Below are 25,828 nucleotides of genomic sequence, written 5' to 3' on the forward strand. Positions count from 1 at the left end.
CGCCCCCCTTAAGTAAGAATTCGAAGTGAAGTTTGATCCGCGCGGGGTTCAGTCGCGGGGCCGAAAGTCCCATGTTCCGACCATGGCCGTTCCCCCGCCCCTCTTCACCGATGACGAGATCGACCGCCTGGTCGAGACCTTCTACGCACGCGTCCGCCGGCACCACCGCCTGGGTCCGATCTTCGAGGAGGCGGTCGGCGAGGACGGCTGGCCGGCGCACCTGGCGATGCTGAAGGACTTCTGGTCGTCGGTGCTGAACACCTCGGGCCGCTACAAGGGCCAGCCGATGGTGGTCCACCAGAAGATCCCTGCCCTGACCGAGGGCCTGTTCACGCCCTGGCTGAACCTGTTCCATCAGACTTGCGTCGAGCTGTTCGACGCCCCGCGCGCGGCCATCGTCGGCCAGAAGGCCGAGCGCATCGCCGCCAGCCTGAAGCTCGGCTTGTTCTTCAAGCCGGACGCGGTCGCTTGAGCGATCTGGCCAAGGATGGCTTCGTCCGCTTCGAGGCCGACGAGACCCGGGCCCTGCTGGGACCCGAGGCCGTCGCCGCCTGGGACGCCTTCGCCGACAGCTGGAACGATCTGGGGCTGGACACCTTCATGGCCGACGGCGGCCGCTATCGCCGCCGCAGGTTCGCCGCCTTCGCCGCCACGCCCGAGGGCGTCGCGCGCAAGCCGCACCAGCCGCACTGGCAGAGCCGTGACTACAACCCGCTGAACGGCGGGGTGCAGCGCTGGTTCGAGCCCGTCACCGAGGCGATCGCCGAGCATCCGGTGACGCGCGGCGTGATCCAGGCGGGCCTAGCCCTCTTCCACCCGCTGTCGCCCGCCTCGGACCAGCCGTGGCACGTCGAGCTGCACCAGTTCCGCATCGAGGCCCGGGCCGGCGAGCAGGGCCTGCCCACGCCCGAGGGCGCGCACCGCGACGGCGTCGACTGGGTGATCGTCATGCTGGTGGACCGCCGCAACGTCGACAGCGGCGTCACCGACGTCTTCGCGCCGGACGGGACCAGCCTGGGCTCTTTCACCCTGACCGCGCCCGGCGACGCGGTGTTCCTGGACGACCACCGCGTGCTGCACGGCGTGACCGCGATCCGGCCGCTGGACCCCGCCGCCCCGGCCATTCGCGACGTCCTGGTGGTCACCTATCGGCGCGAGTCTTCGGCCGACTGACGCGCGGGTTGTTGCTGCGACCGCTTGTCGCAGCCGTTTACCGTTTGGACTGTGATCACGACGTGCCACGGTGAGGCTTCAGCGCCCTCGTAGGATTGAGCGTCCGTCGACATGTCTCGAGACGACCAAGCCCTGCCGTCCTATCCGCCCCTGGAGAGACGCGCCGTCTTTTCCAGCGCCATGGCCGACGCGGTGCCGATCCTGATCAGCTATGTCGATCGCGAGGAGCGCTATCGCTTCGTCAACCGGGCCTACGAGCGCTGGTTCGGCGTCGACCGCTCGCAGATCGAGGGCAAGACCCTGGTCGAGGTGCTCGGCGAGGAGGCCTATGGCCGGCTGCGCCATCACGTGGCCCGCGCCCTGGCCGGCGAGAGCGTCGTCTTCGAGGGCCAGGTCAACTACCAGGACGCCGGGCTGCGCCATGTCGAGGCCCAGTACGTGCCCGACATCGCCCGCGACGGCGAGGTCCCCGGCTACTACGTGCTGGTCACCGACATTTCCGAGAGCAAGAAGGCCGCCGCCGAGCTGGAGCGGATGCTGGCCGGCGAGCGCCGCCGCGGCGCCCTGCTGGACCTGGGCCAGAAGTTGCGCGACGAGGCCGATCCCGTCGCCATCGCCAAGACCGCGGCGCGCATGCTGGCCGAGCAGTTGGGCGTCGGCCGCGCCGGCTACGCCGAGCTGGACGAGGACGGGGTGGCCGTCATCGTGGCCGACGACGGTCGCGCCGGAAGCGGCGTCGTCCCGATGAAGGGCCGGCGGTTCCGCCTCGAGGACTTCGGCGCCCCGATGAGCGCCGACCTGCGCGCGGGCCGCACCCTGGCCATCGGCGACGTGGCCCTGGACGAGCGCACCAGCGGCGTCGACGCCCTGGAGGCCTACGCCGCCGTCGGCGTGCGCGCCTTCATGACCATCCCGCTGATCAAGTCCGGCGAGCTGTCGGCCTATCTGTTCGTCTGCCACGACGCGCCGCGCGCCTTCGCCCCCGACGAGATCGCCTTCGTCTCGGACGCCGCAGAGCTGATCTGGACCGCCAGCGAGCGGGCCCGCTCGGACCAGGCCCTCAAGCGCGCCCAGGAGACCGAGCGCCTGCTGATCCGCGAGGTCGACCACCGCGCCAAGAACGTGCTCGCCGTCGTCCAGTCGCTGGCCCAGCTGACCCCGTTCGAGCACAAGGACCAATACGTCCAGGCGCTGTCGGGCCGCATCGGCTCGCTGGCCCGGGCCCACAGCCTGCTGTCGACCGGCCGCTGGAGCGGCGTCGACCTGCACGATCTGTTGCGGCTGGAGCTGGATCCCTATGGCGGGTGCCGAGACGGCCAGGGCGGCGATCAGGTGACGATCGAGGGCCCGCCGGCCCTGATCGACGCCCAGGCCGCCCAGTCCCTGGCGCTGGTGATCCACGAACTGGCCACCAACGCCAGCAAGTACGGCGCGCTCTCGCGACCGCTGGGCCGGCTGAGCGTGACCTGGACCTGGGGCGCCACTGGGGGCGCGGGCGAGGCGCTGAACCTGATCTGGCGCGAGGACGCCGGCGTCCATGTCGACGCCCCGGCCCGCCGCGGCTTCGGCTCGACCCTGATCGAGAGCGCGGTCAAGCAACTGGGCGGCCGGGTCGAGCTGATCTGGCGGCCGCAAGGGCTGAAGGTTCGGCTGGACATCCTGAAGGGCGCCCAGGCCCGGGCGGCCGAGAGCACGCCCGCCTATCGCCCCGGCCTCGCGGTCGAGGACAACCCCGCCCTGCGCGACCAACGCGTGCTGATCGTCGAGGACGAGGCGGTCGTGGCCATGGAGCTGACCCGCGTGCTGACCGCCGCCGGCGCCAAGGTCGTGGGCCCGGCCGGCACGATCGAGGAGGCGCTGAACCTGCTGGACGACCAGCCGATCGACCGCGCCCTATTGGACGTCAATCTGGGCGGCCGGCCGATCACGCCGGTGGCCAAGGCCCTGGCCCGCCGCCGGATCCCGTTCGTCTACCTGACCGGCTACCAGGAGCCCGACGTCGACGACGGTCCGGTCCTGCGCAAGCCCGTCGCGGCCAGCGCCCTGCTGGGCGCCCTGGCGCGCGGCGCGCCGGTCGTCGCGCAATAAACCCGCAACACGCCGACACGCCGCTGACATGTCGCCGCGTGATTGAAAAAGCGCCGCCCGCGCCAAGTCCGCTCGATAGAGCTTGAACTTGCAACTCGTTCTCAAGTAAGGACGAGCTTCTCCTCGCCAAGGTTACGCTCGTCCTCGTGAAATCCGCCGCCGATCAGCACCGACGCTCCTTCTGGCTGAAACAGCTGCATCAGTGGCACTGGATCAGCGCGGCCGTGTCCCTGATCGGCATGCTGCTGTTCGCGATCACCGGGATCACCCTGAACCATGCCGGCCAGATCGAGGCCAAGCCCGTGGTCGTGTCGCGCAAGGCGACCCTGCCGCCCGACCTGATGGCCCTGCTGGCCAGGGGCCCGGAAGAGGGCAAGCGCCCCCTGCCCATCCAGCTGGAGCCGTTCCTCGACAAGGCCGTCGGCGCCGACGTCGCGGGCCGCGAGGGCGAGTGGTCGGCCGACGAGGTCTATGTCGCCCTGGCCCGTCCAGGCGGCGACGCCTGGGTCTCGATCGACCGCGAGACCGGCGCCGTCGAGCACGAGAAGACCACGCGCGGCGTGATCTCCCTGCTCAACGACCTGCACAAGGGCCGCAATTCCGGCAAGGCCTGGAGCTGGTTCATCGACGTGTTCGCCGCCGCCTGCGTGATCTTCACGGTCACCGGCCTGATCCTGCTGCAGTTCCACGCCCGCGCCCGGCCGCTGACCTGGCCCCTGGTCGGGCTGGGCCTGGCCGCCCCCGTCCTTCTCGTCATCCTGTTCGTCCACCTTTGAGGCAGACCCCGTGAAGCGTTCGATCTCCCTGCTCACCTTCGCTGGCGCGGCCGTCGCTGGCGCCCCGGCGCTCGCCGCCGACCTGAACGTCACCGTCGAGGTGCCGAAGCTGACGGTGGCCGAGTACCATAAGCCCTACGTGGCCATCTGGATCGAGAACCCGGCCGACAGCACCGCCGCCGGCACCCTGGCCGTCTGGTACGACGCCGACAACCGCGAGGACAAAGGCGCCAAGTGGCTGAAGGACATGCGCCAGTGGTGGCGCAAGGCCGGCCGCGAAATGAGCTTCCCCGCCGACGGGATCAGCGGCGCCACCCGCGCGCCGGGCCCGCAGAAGCTGGTCTTCGCCGGCTCGAAGGGCGCGCTGAAGGACCTCAAGCCCGGCGCCTACAACCTGGTTGTCGAGGCCGCCCGCGAAGTCGGCGGCCACGAGGCCGTCCGCGTCCCGTTCACCTGGGGCCAAATGGGGGGCAAGCCCGGCAAACCGGCTTCGGCCAAGGGCGCGTCCGAGCTGGGCGCCGTCACCGTTTCCGTGAAGTGAGAAAAGCCATGACCTTCAAGAAGCGCCTACTCGCCGTCGCCGCTGTCGGCGTGGCCCTCGCCTTGCCGATGACCGCCTCGGCCCACCGCGGCTGGATCGTGCCGTCGGCCACCGTGCTGTCGGGCGACGTCTGGGTGACGTTCGACGCGGCCGTGTCCAACGAGCTGTTCTATCCCGACCACAACGCCATGCGGCTGGACGGCGTCGTCGCCACCGCCCCCGACGGCTCGGTCGACAAGATCCAGAACGGCGCCACCGGCAAGTACCGCTCGACCTTCGACGTGGCCCTGACCAAGCCGGGCACCTGGAAGATCGGCACGGCCAGCCAGAGCGTGATGGCCAGCTACACCGAGAACGGCGAGGTCAAGCGCTTTCGCGGCAGCGCCGAGGACTTCGCCAAGCAGGTTCCGGCCGGCGCCGCCGACCTGAAGACGATCAAGAGCTTCAATCGCAACGAGGTCTATGTCACCCGCGACAAGCCGACGACCGACGTCTTCAAGCCGACCGGCAAGGGCCTGGAGCTGTCGCCGATCACCCACCCCAACGACCTGGTCGCCGGCGAGGCCGCCAGCTTCAAGTTCCTGCTCGACGGCAAGCCCGCCGCCGACCTGGAGGTGACGATCGCCGAGGGCGGCTCGCGCTACAGCCCGCGCCCGGACATCAAGGTCAAGACCGGCCCCGACGGCGTCGTGAAGTTCACCCTGCCGGAAGCCGGCATGTACTGGATCAACGCCTCGGTCCGCACCGGCGCCATGCCGGGCCGTGGTCCGGGCGGCCCCGGGGGTCCGGGTGCTCCGGGCGGCGCGCCCGGCGCGGGCGGTCCCGGCGGCGGGATGGGCGGCATGCCCGGCATGGGCGGCGGCCAGCAAGGCCCGGCCCAGCCCCTGACCGGCGACGGCTACAGCGCCGGCTTCACCGCCGTGATCGAAGCCCAGCGGCCGTAGTCGAAAATACCGTGTCATCCCGGGCGGCGAACCCGGGATGACACGGCTTTTGTTGTTGAAAAGAATGCCCCGCGTCCTCGTCCCCGCCCTGACCACGCCGCCTGCCCGTCCCGTCGGCGGGACCGTGCGCGCGTTCGGCGGCGCGACCATGGGGACGACCTGGTCGGCCAAGGCGGTGCTGCCGGCCACCGCCGACCTCCCAGCCCTCGAAGCCATGGTCCAGCGCGCCCTCGACGCCGTGGTGCGCGAGATGAGCCCGTGGGAGCCGCTGTCGGACCTGTCCCGCTACAATCACAGCCCGGCCGGTAGTTGGACGCCACTGCCCGTCGCGACCGTCACGGTGCTGCGCCGCGCGATCGACGTGGCCGAGGCCAGCGACGGCGCGTTCGACCCGACCCTGGGGGCGTTGGTCGACCTGTGGGGCTTCGGTCCGCGTCCCTTTTCCGGGGAGCCGCCGGCTCCCGCCGACCTCGCCGTCCTGCGTGGCGCCGGCGGCTGGAAGCGCCTGACGCTGGATGGCGACGCCCTGTTCCAGCCGGGCGGCCTGAAGCTGGATCTCAACGGCATCGCTAAGGGCTTCGGCGTCGACCAGGCCGCCGCCGCCCTCGATCGGGCCGGCGTGAAGAGCTACCTCGTCGAGGTCGGCGGTGAACTGCGCGGCGTGGGCGCCAAGCCCGACGGCCAGCCCTGGTGGGTGGAGCTGGAGCGCCCGCCGACCGCCAATGATTCAGAGCAGACGCTCGTCGCCCTGCACGATCTGGCCGTCGCCACCTCGGGCGACTACCGCCGGTTCTTTGACCACGACGGCCGCCGCTACGCCCACACCCTCGATCCGGCCACCGGCGCGCCCAGCAAGACCCCCACCGTCAGCGTCACCGTGCTGGCCAGGGACTGCATGAGCGCCGACGCCTGGGCCACGGCCCTGACCGTCATGGCCCCGGACGCCGCCCTGGCCTTCGCCGCCGCCCACGATCTGGCCGCCCTGATCGTCAGCCGAGGCGCTTCCGGCCTGGAGGAGCGCCTGTCGCCGGCCCTGCGGGCGATGCTGGACTGATGCCAGAGTGATGTTCGCCCTCGAAGCCTTCTCGCCCGAAACCCGCCGCCTGATCGCCGCCGGCGCCGTGACTGGGGTCTACGCCCTGTTCTGCGCGGGGATCGCCGCGCGCGAGGCCCTGCGCCGCGCCGCCGCCCGTCGCGAGGCCGAGGCCCTGTCGCGCGGCGCCGGCGAGCCCGTGCTGGTCGCCTATGCCAGCCAGACCGGCTTCGCCGAGGAACTGGCCAGCGCCACCGCCAAGGCGCTGTCCGAAGCCGGCGCGCCCGTCACCCTGCGCGAACTTGGCGCCGTCACCGCCGCCGACCTCACCGGCCGCGCCCTGTTCGTGGCCAGCACTACCGGCGAGGGCGACGCCCCCGACCCGGCCCGCGCCTTCATCCGCGACGTGATGAAGGACGGGGTCGACCTTTCGGCCCTGCGCTACGGCGTGCTGGCCTTGGGGGACTCGACCTATGCCGCGTTCTGCGCCTTCGGCCGCTCGCTGGACGCCTGGCTGGCGCGATCGGGAGCTTCACCGCTGTTCGACCGGGTCGAGGTCGACGACGGCGACCCGGCCGCCCTGCGCCACTGGCAAGGGCAGCTCAGCCTCCTGACCGGCGTGACCAACGCGCCCGACTGGAGCCGCCCCGCCTACGGCCGCTGGACCCTCACCGAGCGGACCTTGCTGAACCCCGGCAGCCCCGGCGGCGAGGCCTGGCACGTGCGCCTCGCCCCCACCGACGGCGCGACCTGGCAGGCCGGCGACATCCTGGAGATCGGCCCGCGCAACAACCCCGGCGAGGTCGCCGCCCTGATAGCAGCCCTCGGCCTGCCCGCCGCCGCCGCCGCCGCCGAGACGCTCGCAGGCCTGCGCCTGCCGCACGACCTGGAAGCCCTGAGCGGCCTGCCGGTCGAGGCCATCGCCGAGCGCCTGACCGCCCTGCCGCACCGCGAATACTCGATCGCCTCGCTGCCGTCCGACGGCGGGGTCGAGTTGATCGTCCGCCTGACGCCGCGCGCCGACGGCCAGCCGGGCCTGGGCTCGGGCTGGCTGTGCCGCTTCGCCGAGGTCGGCCAGGCGATCGACGCTCGGGTGCGGACCAACCGAAGCTTCCATGGCCCCGACAAGGCCCGGCCGCTAATCCTGATCGGCTCGGGTACGGGCCTGGCCGGCCTGCGCGCCCACCTCAAGGCCCGCGCCGTCGCGGGCGCGAGCCGCAACTGGCTGGCGTTCGGCGAGCGGACCCGCGCTCACGACTACTTCCACCACGCCGAGATCGAGGGCTGGAAGGCCGACGGCGTGCTGGAGCGCCTGGATCTGGCCTTCTCCCGCGACCAGGCCGACCGGATCTACGTCCAGCACCGCCTGCGCGCGGCGGCGGACTCGTTGCGGCAGTGGGTCGCCGACGGCGCGGCGATCTATGTCTGCGGTTCGCTGGAGGGCATGTCGCGCGATGTCCACACAGCCCTGGTCGAGGTGCTGGGGGCCGATGTGCTCGAGCGTCTGACGGACGAAGGACGGTATCGGCGGGACGTGTACTGAACCCCATAAGTTCCGCTCATCCCCGGGAAAGCGGGGACCCGAGCGGTGTTGGCCATCAAGCGCCGCGCACCAAAGTCTCGCTCAGCTTGGATCCCCGCTTTCGCGGGGATGAGCGGTTTTGGTGAGGGCTTTGAATTCCTCCAGCGTATTCGCTCCCCGCAGACGCCCCATCGCGCCTTCCGGTACCGGCAAGCTCGCCAGTCCCGCCCGCTCCACGAACCGCCGCAGCGGCCAGCCGGCATCGGCTTCGGCAGGGATCGCGCCCGCATCCAGCACCATCGGCACGGGCAGCCCCTCGTAGTAGCCGCCCGCCGCCAGCAACGGGGCCAGGTCCTCGGGCGTCATCGTCGGCGCATCCACGGCCAGCACGAGCAGCCGCGTGGTCCCCAGCGCCGCGGCGCCGGCCAGCACGCCGCCGACCGGGCCCGCGCCGGCCTCGTCGTCCGGAACCCAGGGCAGGCCGAGATCCGCGCCGGCGGTGACCAGCGCCTCGGCCCCGACCGCCCGCGCCAGATCCGCGACCCGGTCCACCGCCCGCCGCCCGTCCCAGTCGAGCAGCGCCTTGTCGCGCCCCATCCGCCGGGAGCCGCCGCCGCACAGGATGATCGCGCCGAGAGAAGCCATGTCGCGGTCTTAGCAGGATTTCCCGCTGCTCTTCCAAGCTCTACCCGAAGCGGTCTAGTGTCCGGCCCGCAAAGGGACGGAAAAAGAATGAGCCAGCCTGCCGAGCGCCAGCGTCGTCGTACGACCCAGAGCGCCACGATCCGTGACGTGGCCGCCCGCGCGGGCGTGTCGCCGATGACCGTGTCGCGGGTGATCAATCGCGAGAGCACGGTCAAGGAAGAGACCCGGGCCCTGGTCGAGAAGGCCATCGCCGACCTCAACTACGCCCCCAACCCCGCCGCCCGCAGCCTGGCCGGCAGCGCCCCGTTCCGCATCGGCCTGCTCTACGACAATCCCTCGACCGGCTACCTGTCGGAATTCCTGGTCGGGGCGCTGGACGAGAGCAGCCGCACCGGGGCCCAGATCGTCATCGAGAAGTGCGCCGAGCCCGAGCTGGCCGGCGCCACCCTGGCCCGCCTGCTAAAGACCGGCGTCGACGGCCTGATCCTGCCCCCGCCACTGTGCGAGTCGCCCCAGGTCCTGGCCGAGGTGAAGGCCGCCGGCGCGGCCGCCGTGGCCGTCGCGCCCGGCATGGCCAGCAGCGACATGGCCACGATCCGCATCGACAACGAAGCCGCCGCCTTCGAACTGACCCAGCACCTGCTGAGCCTGGGCCACAAGCGCTTCGGCTTCATCAAGGGCCACCCGAACCAGACCGTCAGCCAGCAGCGCCTGGACGGCTTCATGGCCGCCCTCAAGGCCGCCGGGATCCCGATGGAGGACATCCGGGTCGAGCAGGGCTACTTCACCTATCGCTCGGGCCTGGAGGCGGCTGAGCGGCTGCTGGGCGTCGAGCCGCGCCCGACGGCGATCTTCGCCGGCAATGACGACATGGCCGCCGCCGCCGCGGGCCTGGCCCATCGCCTGGGTCTGGACGTGCCGGGCGACATCTCGATCGTCGGCTTCGACGACACCTCGATCGCCGACAACATCTGGCCGGCGCTGACGACCGTCCACCAGCCGATCGCCGCCATGGCCCGCGCCGCCGTGGACCTGGTGCTGGAGGAAATCCGCCGCCACCGCGACGGCGGCGGCGAGCCCCGGCAGCTGATGCACCCGCACACGCTGATCGTGCGGGATTCGAGCGGGCCGGTAAGCGAGTAAAACCCTCTCTCATGGAGAGAGGGAGGGGCCCGCGCCGAAGGCGTGGGAGGGTGAGTGGGTAAGACGGTTCAGACCTGGGCTCGGCCTCGGGAAAAAACGGTGAGAGCGTAACCACTCACCCTCCCACCGCTTCGCGGCGGGCCCCTCCCTCTCTCTAGAGAGAGGGATTGTTCAGCGCCTCACCGAAATTGGTCTGACAACGCGCTTGCCGTCCCCGCATGTTAGCGCTACCAAGTCTCCGACGAACGAGCGCCGCCGACCGTAGCGGCAGCCTTGAGACGCTCGACACAGGGGAGACGACGCCGTGGGCGTGAGTGAATTCCTTCCGGAAGACTGGAAAGACGCGACCCTGCTGGGCCGCATCGACTTCGGCGAGGGCCCGACGCCCGTACTGGTGCGCGGCGGCCGCGTCGAGGACGTCTCCAAGATCGCTCCCACCGTTGCCGACCTGATGAACGCCTACGGCCCCGGCGCCACGATCCCGCGCGGCGAGGACAAGGGTCCGCTGGAAGCCCTCGACATCCGGCCCGTCTGGGAAGACGCCGACGGCGCCGCGGCCGTGAAGCTCTTGGCCCCCGTCGACCTGCAGGTGCTGAAGGCCGCCGGCGTGACCTTCGCCGTCTCGACCCTGGAACGGGTGATCGAGGAGCGCGCGCGCGGCGACGCCGCCGCCGCCCTGAAGATCCGCGAACAGCTGTCGGCCAGCATGGGCGGCGACCTCAAGAGCGTGAACCCGGGCTCGGACGGCGCCGAGCGCCTGAAGCAGACCCTGATCAAGGACGGCCTGTGGTCGCAGTACCTCGAGGTCGCCATCGGCCCCGACGCCGAGATCTTCACCAAGGGCCCGACCCTGTCCTCGATGGGCTGGGGCGATCATGTCGGCGTCCGCTATGACAGCCACTGGAACAACCCCGAGCCGGAAGTCGTGCTGCTGTGCGACGGTTCGGGCCAGATCCGCGGCGCCGCGCTGGGCAACGACGTCAACCTGCGCGACTTCGAAGGCCGCTCGGCCCTGCTGCTCAGCAAGGCCAAGGACAACAACGCCTCCTGCGCCATCGGCCCGTTCTTCCGCCTGTTCGACGAGACCTTCGCCCTGGACGACGTCCGCTCGGCCGAGGTCGAGCTGAAGATCACCGGCCGCGACAACTTCGTGCTCGACGGTCACAGCAACATGAGCCTGATCAGCCGGGACCCGGCCGTGCTGGCCGGCCAGGCGTTCGGCAAGCAGCACCAGTATCCGGACGGCTTTGCCTTGTTCCTGGGCACCATGTTCGCCCCGATCCAGGACCGCGACGCGCCGGGCCAGGGCTTCACCCACAAGGTCGGCGACCGCGTCCGCGTCTCGACCCCCAAGCTGGGCGTGCTCGAGAACGAAGTCACCACCTGCGACAAGGCCCAGCCGTGGACGTTCGGCATCTCGGCCCTGATCCGCAACCTGGCCGGCCGCGGCCTCCTCTAATCCAGATCGAAGGAGCTCGGCGATGACCGACACCCTGCGCCACTACATCGGCGGCGAACGCGTCGCCGCCGACGCCCCCGCCGAGAGCCTGAACCCGTCCAACACCAACGACGTCGTCGCCAAGGTGCCGATGGGCGGCCAGGCCGAGGTCGACGCCGCCGTCGACGCCGCCAGGAAGGCCTTCCCCAGCTGGTCGGAAGCCTCGCCGGAAGTCCGCTCGGACCTGCTGGACAAGGTCGGCTCGACCATCATCGCCCGCAGCGCCGACATCGGTAAGCTCCTGGCCCGCGAAGAAGGCAAGACCGTCGCCGAGGGTATCGGCGAGACCGTCCGCGCCGGCCGCATCTTCAAGTACTTCGCCGGCGAGGCCCTGCGCCGCCACGGCCAGAACCTGGAAAGCACCCGTCCGGGCGTCGAGGTCCAGACCTATCGCCAGGCCGTCGGCGTGTTCGGCCTGATCACGCCCTGGAACTTCCCGATCGCCATCCCGGCCTGGAAGGCGGCTCCGGCCCTGGCTTTCGGCAACACCGTGGTGATCAAGCCGGCCGGCCCGACCCCGGCCACCGCCAACGTGCTGGCCGACATCTTCCAGGAAAGCGGCGCCCCCGCCGGCGTGTTCAACATGCTGTTCGGCCGCGGCTCGATGGGCGACGCCCTGATCAAGCACAAGGACGTCGATGGCGTCTCGTTTACCGGCTCGCAGGGCGTAGGCGCCCAGGTGGCCGCCGCCGCCGTGGCCCGCCAGGCCCGCGTGCAGCTGGAGATGGGCGGCAAGAACCCGCTGATCGTCCTGGACGACGCCGACCTGGAACGCGCCGTCGCCATCGCCCTGGACGGCTCGTTCTTCGCCACCGGCCAGCGCTGCACCGCCAGTTCGCGCCTGATCGTCCAGGACGGCATTCACGACAAGTTCGTGGCCCTGCTGGCCGAGAAGGTCGCCGCCCTGCGCGTGGGCGACGCTCTGGACCCGAACACCCAGATCGGCCCGGCCGTCTCCGAAGACCAGATGGAGACGAGCTACAAGTACATCGACATCGCCAAGGGCGAAGGCGGCCGCCTGGTCACCGGCGGTGATCGCCTGAAGCTCGACAATCCGGGCTGGTACGTGCAGCCGACCCTGATCGCCGACACGCAAGCCGGCATGCGGATCAACAACGAGGAGGTCTTCGGCCCCGTCGCCTCGACCATCCGCGTCGGGTCGTACGAGGAAGCCCTGGAGATCGCCAACGGCGTCGAGTTCGGCCTGTCGGCCGGCATCGCCACGACCTCGCTGAAATACGCCCGCCACTTCCAGCGTCACGCCAAGGCCGGCATGACCATGGTCAACCTGGCCACGGCCGGCGTCGACTACCACGTGCCGTTCGGCGGCACGAAGAGCAGCTCGTACGGCGCGCGCGAACAGGGCTTCGCCGCGGTCGAGTTCTTCACCCAGACCAAAACCTCCTACTCGTGGTCGTGAGCAGCATGTCCTCAGCCATCTATCCCAGCCTGAAGGGCAAGCGCGTCGTCATCACCGGCGGCGGCTCGGGCATCGGGGCCGGCCTCGTCGCCGGCTTCGTGCGCCAGGGCGCGGAGGTGATCTTCCTCGACATCGTCGACGAGGATTCCACAGCCCTGGTCGCCGAGCTGTCGAAGGACGCGGCGATCGCGCCGGTCTACAAGCGCTGCGACCTGATGGACCTGGCCGCGCTGAAGGCGGTCTTCGCCGAGATCGGCGACGTCGACGTGCTGGTCAACAACGCCGGCAACGACGACCGTCACAGCCTGAGCGACCTGACGCCCGAGTACTGGGACAACCGCATCGGCGTGAACCTGCGCCACATGGTGTTCGCGGCCCAGGCCGTGGCGCCCGGCATGGCCAAGCGCGGCGGTGGGGCGATCATCAACTTCGGCTCGATCAGCTGGCACCTGGGCCTGGAGGACCTCGTCCTCTACGAAACCGCCAAGGCCGGCATCGAGGGCATGACCCGGGCCCTGGCCCGGGAGCTGGGTCCCGACGACATCCGGGTCACCTGCGTGGTGCCGGGCAACGTCAAGACCAAGCGCCAGGAGAAGTGGTACACCCCGGAAGGCGAGGCAGAGATCGTCAAGGCCCAGTGCCTGAAGGGCCGCCTGGTCCCCGAGAACGTCGCCGCGCTGGTGCTGTTCCTGGCTTCGGACGACGCCTCGCTCTGCACCGGTCACGAGTACTGGATCGACGCGGGCTGGCGGTAGGCTTTGAGACGCTGTCGCCCGGCAAGGCGTAGCGCGCCGCGTCGGGACCGTGCTAGGCGCTTGCTTCGACGGTTCCGGCTGGCCGCTACGCCGGGATGACAATTCGAGAAGAGCACATGACCGCTACCCCTACCTGCGTCTGGGATGTGAAGGCGACCTTGGGCGAAGGCCCGATCTGGTACGGCGACACCGTCTGGTTCGTCGACATCAAGGGCCAGAAGATCCACCGCTACGACCCGTCGAACGGCCAAGCGTTCAGCTTCGACACGCCGGAACAGGTGACGTTCGTGGCCCCGCTGAGCCAACGCCAGGGCTTCGTGGTCGGCCTGAAGAGCGGCCTGCACCGTTTCCAGCCAGCGGTTGGCGCGCTCCAGCCCCTGGTCCAGGTCGAGGATCCGGCGCTGGACAACCGTCCCAACGACGCCACGGTCGACGCCGAGGGCCGCCTGTGGTTCGGCACCATGCACGACGGCGAGTTCACCAAGACCGGCTCGCTCTACCGCATGGACGCCGAGGGCGTGGCGCGGATGGACAAGGACATCTGCATCACCAACGGCCCCTGCGTCTCGCCGGACGGCAAGACCTTCTACCACACCGACACCCTGGAAAAGACCGTCTGGGCCTATGACCTGGCCGCGGACGGGACGTTGTCGAACAAGCGCGCCTTCGTGAACGTGAAGCTGGGCGACGACATCTATCCGGACGGCACGGTGGTCGATTCCGAGGGCTGCCTCTGGATCGCCCTCTGGGGCGGCGCCGGCGTGATCCGCGTCTCGCCGGCCGGCGAGATCGTGGGCCGCATCGACGTCCCCGCGCCCAACGTCACCAAGGTCGCCTTCGGCGGCCCCGACCTGAAGACTCTCTACATCACCACCGCCCGCAAGGGCCTCAGCGACGAGACCCTGGCCCAGTATCCGCTGGCCGGCGGCCTGTTCGCTATCGGGGTCAATATCGCGGGCCAACCCCAGCACGAGGTCCGCCTTGCCTGATCGCACGCCCCGCCGGTTCCGGTCCCGCGATTGGTTCGATAACCCCGACCACATCGACATGACCGCGCTCTATCTGGAGCGCTTCATGAACTACGGGATCACGCCGGAGGAGCTGCGAAGCGGCAAACCGATCATCGGCATCGCCCAGACCGGCAGCGACATCTCGCCGTGCAACCGCATCCACCTCGACCTGGTGACGCGAGTGCGCGACGGGATCCGCGACGCCGGGGGCATTCCCATGGAGTTCCCGGTCCACCCGATCTTCGAGAACTGCCGTCGTCCGACGGCGGCGCTGGACCGGAACCTCTCCTACCTCGGCCTCGTCGAGACCCTGCACGGCTATCCGATCGACGCCGTCGTCCTGACCACCGGCTGCGACAAGACCACCCCGGCCGGCATCATGGCCGCCACCACGGTCAATATCCCGGCCATCGTCCTCTCGGGCGGTCCGATGCTGGACGGCTGGCACGAGAACGAGCTGGTCGGCTCGGGCACGGTGATCTGGCGCTCGCGTCGCAAGCTGGCGGCCGGCGAGATCACCGAGGAAGAGTTCATCGAGCGCGCGGCCTCGTCGGCCCCCTCGGCCGGCCACTGCAACACCATGGGCACGGCCTCGACCATGAACGCCGTGGCCGAGGCCCTGGGCCTGTCGCTGACCGGCTGCGCGGCCATCCCGGCCCCGTACCGCGAGCGCGGCCAGATGGCCTACAAGACCGGCCAGCGCATCGTCGACCTGGCCTATGAGGACATCAAGCCCAAGGACATCCTGACCAAGAAGGCCTTCGAGAACGCCATCGCCCTGGTGGCGGCGGCCGGCGGCTCGACCAATGCCCAACCGCACATCGCGGCCATGGCGCGGCACGCGGGCCTGGAGGTCACCGCCGACGATTGGCGGGCGGCCTACGACATCCCGCTGATCGTCAACATGCAGCCGGCCGGCAAGTACCTGGGCGAGCGCTTCCACCGGGCCGGCGGCGCCCCCGCCGTGCTGTGGGAGCTGCTGCAGCAGGGCCGCCTGCACGGCGACGTCCTGACGGTGACCGGCAAGACCATGGCCGAGAACCTGCAGGGTCGCGAAACCAGCGACCGCGAGGTGATCTTCCCGTACGCGGAGCCGCTGGCGCAGAAGGCCGGCTTCCTGGTGCTGAAGGGCAACCTGTTCGACTTCGCGATCATGAAGGCCAGCGTCATCGGCGCCGACTTCCGCGAACGCTACCTGTCCAAGCCGGGCCAGGAAGGCGTGTTCGAGGCCCGCGCCATCGTGTTCGACGGCTCGGACGACTATCACCACCGGATCAACGACCCGGCCCTAAACATCGACGAGAGCTGCATCCTCGTGATCCGCGGCGCGGGTCCGATCGGCTGGCCGGGTTCGGCCGAGGTCGTGAACATGCAGCCGCCGGATCACCTGCTGAAGAAGGGCATCATGAGCCTGCCGACGCTGGGCGACGGTCGCCAGTCGGGCACCGCCGACAGCCCCTCGATCCTCAACGCCTCGCCGGAAAGCGCCATCGGCGGCGGCCTGTCGTGGCTGCGCACCGGCGACACCATCCGCATCGACATCAACACCGGCCGCTGCGACGCCCTGGTGGACGAGGCGACGATCGCCGAGCGCCGCAAGGAAGGGATCCCGGCCGTGCCGGAGACCATGACGCCCTGGCAGGAGATCTACCGCGCCCACACCGGCCAGCTGGAGACCGGCGGGGTGCTGGAGTTCGCGGTCAAGTACCAGGACCTGGCCGCCAAGCTGCCGCGGCACAATCACTGACATCGACAAAAAGCCCCCGGATCGCTCCGGGGGCTTTTTTCTTAGTCTTCCCCGAACGAGCGCCGTTCGGGGTCGATGCCGCTCTGCTCGAGCACTTCGTTGGCCGTCGCCACCACGTTCTCGGCGGCGCGGCGCGAAGGCGAGACGAGCACGACCTCGTCGCCGACCGCGATCGCCCAGCGGTCGCCGTAGCGGCGGATCGTCAATTGTCTGCTCTGCTCGGCCATGAGAACGCTCGACTCCAGCCCGCAGCCTCGACGTTCAAGATGGCCTCAACGTGGCAGCTTGACCGTCTCCCCGGCCGAACAGTCCCGTCGCCCGCGCGGCGAAGTAAAGAAAAATGACCATTACAGAAATGGTTAAGTAATCCTTAAAAAATCGGCAAACGATTGCGAAATTCTTGTGTAGGTTGAACGCGCGACGCAGCGTATAACGACGTTCAATGTAGGCGTCTTTTCATAACGCAAACAGCACGTTGCACTCGACATGACCTTCGAAGAATCTCGCGAATGGCCAAGCTTTCCGGCCGAGATCGCCACGCAAAAACCCGCAATAGTAGTGTTTTCGAGATTTCCAGCCCCCACCCTCGCGGCATCCGCCCAGCGGAGGCGGCCATGAGCGTCCGGCCTGCCCAGATCATGGATTTCGCACCCCTGGCGCGCCTCTGGTGGCAGGGCTGGCGAGACGGCCACATGGCGCATGTCGACAGCGCCCTGGTGACCCGGCGCACACAGGAGAGCTTCATCGACCGCCTGGCCGTCGCCCTGCCCCGCGTCCGCGTCACGGGTCCCGCCGGCGCCCCACTAGGCTTCCACCTGATCAAGGGCGACGAGCTGAACCAGCTCTACGTGGACGAGGAGGCGCGCGGGGCGGGCGTCGCCGCCCTGCTGATGGCCGACGCCGAGGAGCGCCTGCTGGAGGCCGGGGTCACCCGGCCCTGGCTGGCCTGCGCGGTCGGCAACCTGCGCGCCGCGCGCTTCTACGAGAAGGCCGGCTGGTCTAGGACCCGGATCCAGACCATACCGACGGAGATCCCGGGCGGCTGGTACCCGCTCAGGATCTGGCGCTACGAGAAGCGGCTGTCGAACGAGGCCTCAGCTTGGGCCGCCCGCGCTGAAGTCGAACTGTTCGGGCCGCGGCTTGCCGCCCCCGAAGGCGTAGCTGAACCCAAAGAACACCGACCGGATGTTGGCGATGCGCCGCGTACGATCATGTAGCGTCGGGGTCTCGGTGACGATGACCTCGCGGGCCCAGTCCGCGGCGTCCTGGGCCGTGACCACGAACGAGAGCTTGTCGTTGACCTTCCGGCGGTAGCCGAGGTTCAGCATCTTGAACGGCTCGCGATAGCCCTGCGGGGTCAGCCGCTTGCCCGAGCTGAAGATGTTGGCCTGGAAGAAGTCCTTGGGCGTGGCCTGCCAGTTGAGGTTGGCGCGGCCCGACATGGTCATCTTCGAGCGCGCGCCGGCGAAGCCCAGATTGGCCGCGTCGATCTCGTTCTGGAACACGTTGCCGCTGAGGTTATAGGTCAGGGCCTTGGTCAGGCGGCCATTGGCGACCAGTTCCAGCCCGGTGGTGCGGCCCTTGCCCAGGTTCTCGCGGGTGGTCAGGAAGACGCCGCTCCCCAGGTCGCTGACCACGTCAGTGACGCCGTCGCGGATGTCGCGGAAATAGGCCGTGGCCAGGTAGGTGGTCGGCCCCTTCCGGTACTGCCAGCCCAGCTCGTAGGAGTCGGTGATCTGCGGCTTCAGGTTCGGGTTGCCCTGCCGGTAGTTGTACGGGTCGATATAGACCCGATACGGATGCAGGTCCTGGGCCCCCGGGCGCTGGACGCGGCGGCTGAAGCTGGCGCTCAGGCTCTGGCTGTCGCTCAGCCGATAGCCGGTGTGCAGGGTCGGATAGACCTTGAAATAGCTGTTGTCGGCCTTCAGGCCGTGGGTCACGTCGTTCAGCTCGATCTGGACCTGCTCGGCCCGCAGGCCGCCCTGCACGGTGAAGTCGCCGAACGGCCGCTCGTAGGTGACATAGGCGGCGTAGACGTCCTGGTCGTAGACATAGCGGTTGGTGCGGGCCGGATCGGTCACGAGGCCTGCCGCTGTGGCGCCGCTGGCCCCGAAGTTGGTGAAGTCGTTGCTGGACAGCTCGAAGTCCACGCCGGTCTTCAGCTTGACGTCCTTGGGCAGCGGCTTGGTGTAGTCCAGCTTGAAGTTGGCGCGCTCCTGGTCGACGCCCAGGCCGACATGCTCGTAGACGGTGGCGCCGGGGGTGTTGCGGGTCACGGCGTCGCCGTCGCGCTGGAAGTCGGTGACCTCGTACTCCAGATGGGTGGTCAGCAGGTGGTCGGCGCCCCTCAGTTGGCGGCGCCAGTCGCCGCTGATCGCGGCGTTGTCGCGGGTCATGTCGCCCGACAGGTTGCGGACATAGGCCCGCGCCGGGGCGCCGGCCGCGTTCAGGGCCGAATAGGTCTCGTCGATGTCGGTGTCGAAGGCGATGCGGCGGCCGCGCAACTCCAGGCTCAGCCGGTTCTGCTTGTCGAGGTCGTAGTCCAGCCCGCCGCGCAGGTTGACCATGCCGCCGGCATTGTCGACGGCCGCGTCCTGGGTGCTGGGCAGGAACTTGCCGCTGGCGGTGTCCAGGGTCTCGCGCCGGATCAGTTGCTGGGCGTCCTGGGTGTCGTGGCGATAGCTGGCGTCGCCGGTCAGGGTCAGCTTGCCGTTGCGGCGCGTGGCGCTGATCCCGCCGTTGTGGCGGCCGGCGGTGTCGACGTTGAAGCGGACCGTGCCGCTGGTCCCCGGCTTCATGGTCTTCTTGGTGATCAGATTGATGATCCCGGCCGAGCCGTCCGGGCGATAGGCGGCCGAGGGATTGGTCATCACCTCGACGCGTTCGATCTGGTCGGCCGGCATCGACATCAGGGCGTCGCCCTTGCCCTCGCCGGTGAACTGGTTGCTGGGCTTGCCGTCGATCATGATGGTGACGTTGGCGTCGCCGCGCAGGCTGACATTGCCGCGCACGTCGACCTCGACCGAGGGCACGTTGCGCAGGGCGTCGGCGATCGAGCCGGTGCGGGCCGACAGGTCGTTGGAGACGCTGTAGCTGCGGCTGTCGATCGAGGTGCGCATGGCCGTCGAGTCCGACCGGATCGTCACGCCCTCGACCGCCGTCGGCGCGTCCTTCGCCGCTGGCTTCGGCGCGGTCTGGGCGGCGGGCGCGGCGGGCGTCTGCGCCAGGCCCATGGTCGGCGGCAGCAGCGCCGTGGCGGCGGCGAACAGAGCAAGCTTCAGGCGCACGGTAATCCCCCAGAACGAACCGGCCGGCGGCTCCCCGCCCCCGACACCGGTATCATTACAAAATGTACATGTGTAAAATACGTACATCGCCGTTTAAGCCCGACTTCCCGGCCCAAGACAAATATCTTTTCCGCAATGTTCGGCGTCGCGCGTCCTACGAGACGGGCGTCGCGCGACTCCGCGCGCCTCTGCTATCGAAGGACGGCAGGAGTGAGTCCCGCGCGCCGGAGAGGGGTCGTCAGAACCACCGCTTGCGCGCTGATACCGGTAACACTAAGGTCGCCGGCAACTTAAGGTCCGACAAGGACCAAAGGGCATCAACGGGCCGGAGAGGCCCCATGGGGAGGACACCTGTGGCTTCAGTTTCAAACGCTGGCCCGAGCGCCGGCATGAGCGCCGAGGGCGCGAAGGTCAACATGGCCTTCGTGGCCGCGATCGTCGCCGTCGCCACGATCGGCGGCTTCATGTTCGGCTATGACAGCGGCGTCATCAACGGCACGCAGGAAGGCCTGGAGAAGGCCTTCAATCTCAGCAAGCTGGGCACCGGCCTGAACGTCGGCGCCATCCTGATCGGCTGCGCCGTGGGCGCCTTCGCCGCCGGCCGTCTGGCCGACGTCTGGGGCCGCCGCACCGTGATGATCATCTCGGCCCTGCTGTTCCTGGTCAGCGCCCTGGGCACCGGCGCCTCGCACACCTCGCTGGTGTTCATCGCCTTCCGCCTGATCGGCGGCCTGGGCGTCGGCGCGGCCTCCGTGCTGTGCCCGGTCTACATCTCGGAAGTCACGCCCGCGAACATCCGCGGCCGCCTGTCGTCCGTGCAGCAGATCATGATCATCACCGGCCTGACCGGCGCGTTCGTGGCCAACTACGTGCTGGCCCATACCGCCGGCAGCTCGACCGCCGAGTTCTGGATGGGCCTGCCCGCCTGGCGCTGGATGTTCTGGATGCAGACCATCCCGGCCGCGATCTTCTTCTTCGCCCTGCTGGTCATCCCGGAAAGCCCGCGCTTCTTGGTCGCCAAGGGCAAGGACGCCGAGGCCGAGAAGGTCCTGTCGCGCCTGTTCGGCGCGGGCCAGGGCGCCAAGAAGGTCGATGAGATCCGCGCCTCGCTAGCCGTCGACCACCAGCCGAAGTTCTCGGACCTCTTGGACCCGGTGACCAAGAAGCTGCGCCCGATCCTGTGGGCCGGCCTGGTCCTGGCCGTGTTCCAGCAGCTGGTGGGCATCAACATTGTCTTCTACTACGGCTCGGTGCTGTGGCAGTCGGTGGGCTTCACCGAGGACGACAGCCTGAAGATCAACATCCTGTCGGGCGCTCTGTCGATCCTGGCCTGCCTGGCCACCATCGCCGTCATCGACAAGGTCGGCCGCAAGCCGCTGCTGCTGATCGGCTCGGCCGGCATGGCCGTGACCCTGGGCGTGATGACCTGGTGCTTCTCGACCGCCACCACGGTCAACGGCGCCCTGCACCTGGACGCCAGCATCGGCCCGATCGCCCTGGTCGCCGCCAATCTCTACGTGATCTTCTTCAACCTCTCCTGGGGTCCGGTCATGTGGGTGATGCTGGGCGAGATGTTCCCCAACCAGATGCGCGGCTCGGCCCTGGCCGTCGCCGGCTTCGCCCAGTGGATCGCCAACTTCGCGATCTCGGTCAGCTTCCCGGCCCTGGCGGCGATCAGCCTGCCGATGACCTACGGGTTCTACGCGGTCAGCGCCCTGGTCTCGTTCTTCCTGGTCCAGAAGCTGATCCACGAGACCCGTGGCAAGGAGCTGGAGGCGATGGAGGGCTGAGGCTCTTTCTCGACCGAAGACAAGGAACGCCCGGGCGCTTTTCCCGGGCGTTTTTTTGTGCGGATTTCCGGGTCCGTGACGTTGTTACCACCCCAGCTTGGCCGCTCGGAAAAACGTCATAGAAATCAACCGTGACAAAGAATGACACCGGTGGACAGTCCGGCGCGCTTACCGCTAAGTGAGCGCCAACAGACGTAAGCGTACTCGTCGGGAGGAATACCCCATGGTCGACATCAACCGCCGCGGCGCGCTGGGCTCGCTGCTGACCGGCGCGGGCTTGGCCGCCCTGCCCGCCTCGGGTGAAGCCGCGCAGATGGGCCTCCTGCCCGCCAAGAGCACCGGCGGCCCGACCTGGACCAAGGGCGTCGAGGGCCAGCGCAAGGCCGACCTGGGCGACGGCACGTTCCTGAATCCGATCCTGGCCGGCGACCACCCCGACCCGTCGATCCTGAAGGACGGCGCCGACTACTACATGACCCACTCGTCGTTCGACGCCTATCCGGGCCTGCTGATCTGGCATTCGCAGGACCTGGTGAACTGGACGCCGGTCACCACGACTCTGAAGACCAATGTCGGCTCGATCTGGGCCCCCGAGCTCTGCAAGCACAAGGGCCGCTACTACATCTACCTGCCGGCCAAGAAGCCGAACAACAACACCAGCTACGTGATCTGGGCCGACAAGATCGAGGGCCCGTGGTCCGAGCCGGTCGACCTGAAGCTGCCGCGCTACATCGACCCCGGCCACGTGGTCGACGAGAAGGGCGAGCGGTGGCTGTTCCTGTCGGGCGGCGACCGCATCAAGCTGGCCCCGGACGGCCTGTCCACGGTCGGCGAGCCCGAGCATGTCTACAATCCGTGGCGCTATCCCGACACCTGGGACGTCGAGGGCTTCTCGCCCGAGGGCCCCAAGGTCATGCGCAAGGGCGAGTACTTCTATCTGGTCACCGCCGTGGGCGGCACGGCCGGCCCGCCGACCGGCCACATGGTCATCGTGGCCCGCGCCAAGTCCCTGGCCGGCCCGTGGGAGGACCACCCGCGCAATCCGATCGTCCGCACGGTCGACAACAGCGAGAAGTGGTGGTCGCGCGGCCACGCCACCCTGGTCGAGGGCCCGACGCCGGGCGACTGGTGGACCGTCTATCACGGCTACGAGAACGGCTATTACACCCTGGGCCGCCAGACCCTGCTGGCCCCGGTGACCTGGACCGCCGACGGCTGGTTCGAGGTGGGCGGCGGCGACCTGTCGAAGCCGATCCCGAAACCCAAGGGCGGCAAGGCCGGCCCGCACGGCATGGCCCTGTCGGACGACTTCCAGGCCGACAAGTACGGCGTGCAGTGGAACTTCTTCGACCCCAAGCCGGACGAGCACCAGCGTCTGTCGCGCGCCAACGGCGTCCTGACATTGAAGGGCGCGGGCGAGGCCCCGTCCAGCGGCGCGCCGCTGATCTTCGTCAACGGCGACCAGGCCTACGAGATCGAGTGCGAGATCGAGGTCGATCCCGAGACCCGCGCCGGCCTGATCCTGTTCTACGACCGCCAGCTGTATGCCGGCCTGGGCTTCGATCAGAAGAACTTCGTCACCCACCAGTACGGCATCGAGCGCGGGCGCCCCGCGAACCCGCACGGCGCCAAGCTGCTGATGAAGCTGATCAACACCCGCCACATCGTCAGCTTCCACACCAGCGGCGACGGCGGGAAGACATGGCATCGCTTCGACCGGGGCATGGAGCTCAGCGGCTACCACCACAACGTCCGCGGCGGCTTCCTGATGCTGAAGCCGGGCATCTACGCAGCCGGCAAGGGCTCGGCCCGGTTCAGGAATTTCAAGTATCGGGCGCTGGACTGATCCCAACACCGATCTCCCCGGCGAAAGCCGGGGCCCAGATCGAACCCACGAGCGCTTGATAGGCGGACAGGGAGGTTGGCGCGAGCGCTCCAGCCTCCCAGGATGAATCTGGGTCCCGGCTTTCGCCGGGAAGACGGGAGTGTTGAGATGTTGTTGAGAGCTTTCGCGGCCGCCGCCCTGCTCCTCCTCCCCCTCGCCGCCCACGCCCAGGAGCCCCTGTTCAAGGCCCCGAAGATCGTGCTGGTCGGCGACTCCACCACCGCCGTGAACAGCGGCTGGGGCGGCGCCTTCTGCGCCAGGCATGTCAGCTCGAACGTCGCCTGCGTGAACCTGGGGCGCGGCGGGCGGTCCAGCCGCACCTATCGCGAGGAGGGCTCGTGGGCCCTGGCGCTGAAGGAGATGGGTTCGGGCGGCTTCGCCAAGACCTGGGTCCTGATCCAGCTGGGCCACAACGACCAGCCGGGCCGGCCCGAGCGCTCGACGGACCTCGTCACCGAGTTCCCGGCCAACATCAGGCGCTTCGTCGACGAGGCCCGCGCGGCCGGGGCGACGCCGGTGCTGGTCACGCCGCTGATCCGCCGCCAGTTCAAGGACGGCCAGGTGCATGACGACCTCGCCCCCTGGGCCGACGCCATCCGAAAGGTCGCGGCCGAGACCGGGACGCCGCTGGTCGACCTGCACGCCCTGTCCAAGGCCGCCGTCCAGGCCCTGGGCCCGGTCGAGGCGATGAAGTTCGGCGAGATCCCGCCGCCGCCCGAGGTCGCGGCCGCCGCCCGGTCGGGCACGACCACCGGCGCGATGTTCTACGAGCCCGCCATTCCCGGCGCCGTGGTCCCGCCGCGCCCGCCGGCCGCGCCGCCGTCACCGCCTGGCCCGATGGGCGAGTTCAAGCCGGTGTTCGACTACACCCACATCGGCCCCGAGGGCGCGGACTACTTCTCGGCCATGGTCGCCAAGGCCCTGGCCCAGGCGGTCCCGGAGCTGGGCCGCAACCTGCTGCCCTAGGCGCGCTGGCTGGCCTCCAGGAACGCCCGCAGGCCCTTCAGCAGTTCCTCGCGCTCGGCGTCGTTGGCGGCGGCCTTCAGGGTCTCGCCCAGCATGATCTGGAAGGCCGCGCGCTGATTGTGCCAGTCCAGCGCGCCCGGCGCCTTGGCCGGCAGGCGCGGCCGCGCCTCGCCCGCCCGGGCCGCCGCGCCCTCGCCCAGGACGAAGCCCTCGTCCAGCGCCGGAATGACCACCCGCTCGGCGGCGAAGCCCGCCGCCGCCAGCCGCGTGCTCAGCCCCAGGGCCGCGTCCGGCTCGCCGTGGGCGATGAACACCGTGCCCGACACCGGCTGACGGGCCTTGGCCCAGTCGACCAGCTCCGAGGCGTCGGCGTGGCCGGAATAGGCGTCCAGCTGGCGGATGCGGGCCCGCACCCGGATCTCGTCGCCTCGGATCGAGACGCGCGGCGCCCCGTCGGCCAGCAGGCGCCCCAGCGTGCCGGTCGCCTGGTAGCCGCACAGCAGCACCGTGGCCTCCTTGCGCCACAGCAGGCGCTTGAGGTGCTTGCGCACCCGGCCCGCGTCGCACATGCCGCTGGCCGCCAGGATCACGTGCCAGCCGCCCAGCCGCTCCAGCCCGTCGCTCTCGGCCGGCGAGTCCAGGAACCGCAAGCGCTCGGAGGGCCGCAGCGACTCGAAGGGGTTGGACTGGGTGCGCGGGTTCCAGCCGCGCGCCTGGAAGACCTTGGTCGCCTCGATGGCCAGCGGCGAGTCGAGGAAGATGTCGCCGGACGGGACCTGGCCCTCCGCCATCAGGTCCAGCAGATCGACCAGCAGCTCCTGGCTGCGCTCGACGGCGAAGGCGGGGATCAGCAGCGGGCCGCCGGCGGCGTGGGCGGCGCGAACCTCCTCGGCCAGCTGCCGCCGGCGTCCGGCGCTATCGGCCCCCGTGCGCTCGCGATCGCCATAGGTTGACTCGATGATCAGGTGGTCGACCCCGGCCGGCGCGTCGGGATCGTCGAGGAACGGGCTGTCGCCCGGCCCCAGATCGCCGGAGAACAGCAAGCGCTTGATCTGGCCCGGCGGGCCGACGTCGACCGCGATCGAGGCCGAGCCCAGCATGTGGCCGGCCGGCCACCAGGTGGCGGTTATGTCCTGCGCGATCCTGACCGGCTCGCCCAGCTTCACCTTGCTGAACTGGGCGGCGACGCGCTTGCCGTCCTGCGCGGTGTAGATCGCCTCGACCGGCGGCAGGCCCCGGCGCTGGTTGCGGCGGTTCAGGCTCTCGACCTCGTTCTCCTGGATGCCGCCCGCGTCGACCAGCATCACCGCGCCCAGGTCGCGCGTCGCCGCCGTGGCGTGGATCGGCCCCTCGAACCCGGCCAGCATCAGCTTGGGCAGCAGGCCAGAATGGTCGATGTGGGCGTGGGTCAGCAGGACGGCGTCGACCTTGCCCGCCTCGAACGGAAACGGCTGATAGTTCAGGGCCTTCAGCGTCTTGGAGCCCTGGAACATGCCGCAGTCGATCAGCACCGTGGCGTGCTCGGTGACGAGCCGGGCGCAGAAGCCGGTGACGCAGCCGGCGGCGCCGTGAAAGGTCAGGGTCGGGGTCATCCGCGGGCGGTCC

21 protein-coding genes and 1 pseudogene are annotated in these 25,828 nt (G+C 69.6%); 18 read left to right on the plus strand and 4 right to left on the minus strand.

Features of this window, described 5'->3' with window-relative positions; all coding sequences use genetic code 11:
* The first annotated feature begins 82 nt into the window (after positions 1–82).
* The 8 genes from K8940_RS18940 (at position 83) to K8940_RS18980 (ending at position 8,098) form a co-directional block, all read left to right on the plus strand.
* Positions 83–472: a group III truncated hemoglobin gene (locus K8940_RS18940; protein WP_223391615.1), complete on the plus strand. Its 390-nt coding sequence runs from the start codon at positions 83–85 to the stop codon at positions 470–472.
* Complete coding sequence (locus K8940_RS18945; RefSeq protein ID WP_223391616.1) at positions 469–1,173, plus strand: 2OG-Fe dioxygenase family protein; 705 nt, start codon at positions 469–471, stop codon at positions 1,171–1,173. The genes K8940_RS18940 and K8940_RS18945 overlap by 4 nt, the downstream gene beginning before the upstream one ends.
* 111 nt (positions 1,174–1,284) lie before the next feature.
* The gene (locus tag K8940_RS23905) at positions 1,285–3,261 is read left to right on the plus strand and encodes a PAS domain-containing protein (RefSeq protein WP_317847004.1); all 1,977 of its coding nucleotides are present in this window, start codon (positions 1,285–1,287) and stop codon (positions 3,259–3,261) included.
* Positions 3,262–3,407: 146 nt separating this feature from the next.
* Positions 3,408–4,037, plus strand: a complete 630-nt coding sequence (locus tag K8940_RS18960) for a PepSY-associated TM helix domain-containing protein (RefSeq protein WP_223391617.1) — start codon at positions 3,408–3,410, stop codon at positions 4,035–4,037.
* Between the two features lie 10 nt (positions 4,038–4,047).
* Entirely contained in the window at positions 4,048–4,578 is a 531-nt protein-coding gene (locus K8940_RS18965; protein WP_223391618.1) for a DUF2271 domain-containing protein, read from the plus strand.
* A gap of 8 nt (positions 4,579–4,586) precedes the next feature.
* The gene (locus tag K8940_RS18970) at positions 4,587–5,522 is read left to right on the plus strand and encodes a DUF4198 domain-containing protein (RefSeq protein WP_223391619.1); all 936 of its coding nucleotides are present in this window, start codon (positions 4,587–4,589) and stop codon (positions 5,520–5,522) included.
* Positions 5,523–5,586: 64 nt separating this feature from the next.
* Complete coding sequence (locus K8940_RS18975; protein ID WP_223391620.1) at positions 5,587–6,576, plus strand: FAD:protein FMN transferase; 990 nt, start codon at positions 5,587–5,589, stop codon at positions 6,574–6,576.
* A 10-nt stretch (positions 6,577–6,586) separates the two neighbouring features.
* Complete coding sequence (locus K8940_RS18980; RefSeq protein ID WP_223391621.1) at positions 6,587–8,098, plus strand: sulfite reductase subunit alpha; 1,512 nt, start codon at positions 6,587–6,589, stop codon at positions 8,096–8,098.
* A gap of 81 nt (positions 8,099–8,179) precedes the next feature.
* On the opposite strand, the gene K8940_RS18985 is transcribed toward K8940_RS18980, so the two are convergent.
* Positions 8,180–8,722 carry a molybdenum cofactor guanylyltransferase gene (locus K8940_RS18985; protein ID WP_223391622.1) on the minus strand — a complete coding sequence of 181 codons (543 nt, stop codon included), beginning with the start codon at positions 8,720–8,722 and terminating at the stop codon, positions 8,180–8,182.
* 87 nt (positions 8,723–8,809) lie between these two features.
* Here K8940_RS18985 and K8940_RS18990 point away from each other — a divergent pair, with 87 nt between their 5' ends.
* From K8940_RS18990 to xylD, 6 genes are all read left to right on the plus strand, one after another.
* Positions 8,810–9,865 carry a LacI family DNA-binding transcriptional regulator gene (locus K8940_RS18990; protein WP_223391623.1) on the plus strand — a complete coding sequence of 352 codons (1,056 nt, stop codon included), beginning with the start codon at positions 8,810–8,812 and terminating at the stop codon, positions 9,863–9,865.
* 304 nt (positions 9,866–10,169) lie between these two features.
* A complete protein-coding gene (locus K8940_RS18995; RefSeq protein ID WP_223391624.1) occupies positions 10,170–11,324 on the plus strand; it encodes a fumarylacetoacetate hydrolase family protein in 1,155 nt (384 codons plus the stop codon).
* 22 nt (positions 11,325–11,346) lie between these two features.
* Positions 11,347–12,783, plus strand: coding sequence for an aldehyde dehydrogenase family protein (locus K8940_RS19000; protein WP_223391625.1), 1,437 nt, complete (start codon positions 11,347–11,349; stop codon positions 12,781–12,783).
* 5 nt (positions 12,784–12,788) lie between these two features.
* On the plus strand, positions 12,789–13,538 hold the full coding sequence (gene xylB / locus K8940_RS19005; protein ID WP_223391626.1) for a D-xylose 1-dehydrogenase: 750 nt from the start codon (positions 12,789–12,791) through the stop codon (positions 13,536–13,538).
* 116 nt (positions 13,539–13,654) lie between these two features.
* Positions 13,655–14,527 carry an SMP-30/gluconolactonase/LRE family protein gene (locus K8940_RS19010; protein WP_223391627.1) on the plus strand — a complete coding sequence of 291 codons (873 nt, stop codon included), beginning with the start codon at positions 13,655–13,657 and terminating at the stop codon, positions 14,525–14,527.
* On the plus strand, positions 14,520–16,295 hold the full coding sequence (xylD, locus tag K8940_RS19015) for a xylonate dehydratase XylD (protein ID WP_223391628.1): 1,776 nt from the start codon (positions 14,520–14,522) through the stop codon (positions 16,293–16,295). The genes K8940_RS19010 and xylD overlap by 8 nt, the downstream gene beginning before the upstream one ends.
* Before the next feature lie 41 nt (positions 16,296–16,336).
* On the opposite strand, the gene K8940_RS19020 is transcribed toward xylD, so the two are convergent.
* On the minus strand, positions 16,337–16,522 hold the full coding sequence (locus K8940_RS19020) for a hypothetical protein (RefSeq protein WP_223391629.1): 186 nt from the start codon (positions 16,520–16,522) through the stop codon (positions 16,337–16,339).
* Positions 16,523–16,987: 465 nt separating this feature from the next.
* Between K8940_RS19020 and K8940_RS19025 the strand changes: the two are divergent.
* Positions 16,988–17,290: pseudogene (locus K8940_RS19025) on the plus strand (GNAT family N-acetyltransferase); the annotation flags it as partial.
* A gap of 99 nt (positions 17,291–17,389) precedes the next feature.
* Here the strand turns inward: K8940_RS19025 and K8940_RS19030 are convergent.
* Complete coding sequence (locus K8940_RS19030; RefSeq protein ID WP_223391630.1) at positions 17,390–19,582, minus strand: TonB-dependent receptor domain-containing protein; 2,193 nt, start codon at positions 19,580–19,582, stop codon at positions 17,390–17,392.
* 353 nt (positions 19,583–19,935) lie between these two features.
* Here K8940_RS19030 and K8940_RS19035 point away from each other — a divergent pair, with 353 nt between their 5' ends.
* The 3 genes from K8940_RS19035 (at position 19,936) to K8940_RS19045 (ending at position 24,223) form a co-directional block, all read left to right on the plus strand.
* Complete coding sequence (locus tag K8940_RS19035) at positions 19,936–21,372, plus strand: sugar porter family MFS transporter (RefSeq protein WP_223391631.1); 1,437 nt, start codon at positions 19,936–19,938, stop codon at positions 21,370–21,372.
* Positions 21,373–21,595: 223 nt separating this feature from the next.
* Entirely contained in the window at positions 21,596–23,218 is a 1,623-nt protein-coding gene (locus K8940_RS19040; protein WP_223391632.1) for a family 43 glycosylhydrolase, read from the plus strand.
* A 147-nt stretch (positions 23,219–23,365) separates the two neighbouring features.
* Positions 23,366–24,223 (plus strand): rhamnogalacturonan acetylesterase, encoded by an 858-nt coding sequence (locus K8940_RS19045; RefSeq protein ID WP_223391633.1) that lies wholly within the window; start codon positions 23,366–23,368, stop codon positions 24,221–24,223.
* Here the strand turns inward: K8940_RS19045 and K8940_RS19050 are convergent.
* On the minus strand, positions 24,220–25,815 hold the full coding sequence (locus K8940_RS19050; protein WP_223391634.1) for an MBL fold metallo-hydrolase RNA specificity domain-containing protein: 1,596 nt from the start codon (positions 25,813–25,815) through the stop codon (positions 24,220–24,222). The genes K8940_RS19045 and K8940_RS19050 overlap by 4 nt on opposite strands.
* Between the last annotated feature and the right edge of the window lie 13 nt (positions 25,816–25,828).

The sequence above is a fragment of the Caulobacter segnis genome (genome assembly GCF_019931575.1).
In the GTDB taxonomy this organism is placed as follows: domain Bacteria; phylum Pseudomonadota; class Alphaproteobacteria; order Caulobacterales; family Caulobacteraceae; genus Caulobacter; species Caulobacter segnis_C.

Bases quoted from the DNA above. Each gene is read 5' to 3' on its own strand.
- K8940_RS18980 (WP_223391621.1), top strand. From the start codon at position 6,587: ATGTTCGCCCTCGAAGCCTTCTCGCCCGAAACCCGCCGCCTGATCGCC.
- xylB (WP_223391626.1), top strand. From the start codon at position 12,789: ATGTCCTCAGCCATCTATCCCAGCCTGAAGGGCAAGCGCGTCGTCATC.
- K8940_RS18975 (WP_223391620.1), top strand. From the start codon at position 5,587: ATGCCCCGCGTCCTCGTCCCCGCCCTGACCACGCCGCCTGCCCGTCCC.
- K8940_RS18970 (WP_223391619.1), top strand. From the start codon at position 4,587: ATGACCTTCAAGAAGCGCCTACTCGCCGTCGCCGCTGTCGGCGTGGCC.
- K8940_RS19020 (WP_223391629.1), bottom strand. From the start codon at position 16,522: ATGGCCGAGCAGAGCAGACAATTGACGATCCGCCGCTACGGCGACCGC.
- K8940_RS18940 (WP_223391615.1), top strand. From the start codon at position 83: ATGGCCGTTCCCCCGCCCCTCTTCACCGATGACGAGATCGACCGCCTG.
- K8940_RS18985 (WP_223391622.1), bottom strand. From the start codon at position 8,722: ATGGCTTCTCTCGGCGCGATCATCCTGTGCGGCGGCGGCTCCCGGCGG.
- K8940_RS19045 (WP_223391633.1), top strand. From the start codon at position 23,366: ATGTTGTTGAGAGCTTTCGCGGCCGCCGCCCTGCTCCTCCTCCCCCTC.
- K8940_RS19000 (WP_223391625.1), top strand. From the start codon at position 11,347: ATGACCGACACCCTGCGCCACTACATCGGCGGCGAACGCGTCGCCGCC.
- K8940_RS18990 (WP_223391623.1), top strand. From the start codon at position 8,810: ATGAGCCAGCCTGCCGAGCGCCAGCGTCGTCGTACGACCCAGAGCGCC.
- K8940_RS23905 (WP_317847004.1), top strand. From the start codon at position 1,285: ATGTCTCGAGACGACCAAGCCCTGCCGTCCTATCCGCCCCTGGAGAGA.
- K8940_RS19050 (WP_223391634.1), bottom strand. From the start codon at position 25,815: ATGACCCCGACCCTGACCTTTCACGGCGCCGCCGGCTGCGTCACCGGC.
- K8940_RS19010 (WP_223391627.1), top strand. From the start codon at position 13,655: ATGACCGCTACCCCTACCTGCGTCTGGGATGTGAAGGCGACCTTGGGC.
- K8940_RS19040 (WP_223391632.1), top strand. From the start codon at position 21,596: ATGGTCGACATCAACCGCCGCGGCGCGCTGGGCTCGCTGCTGACCGGC.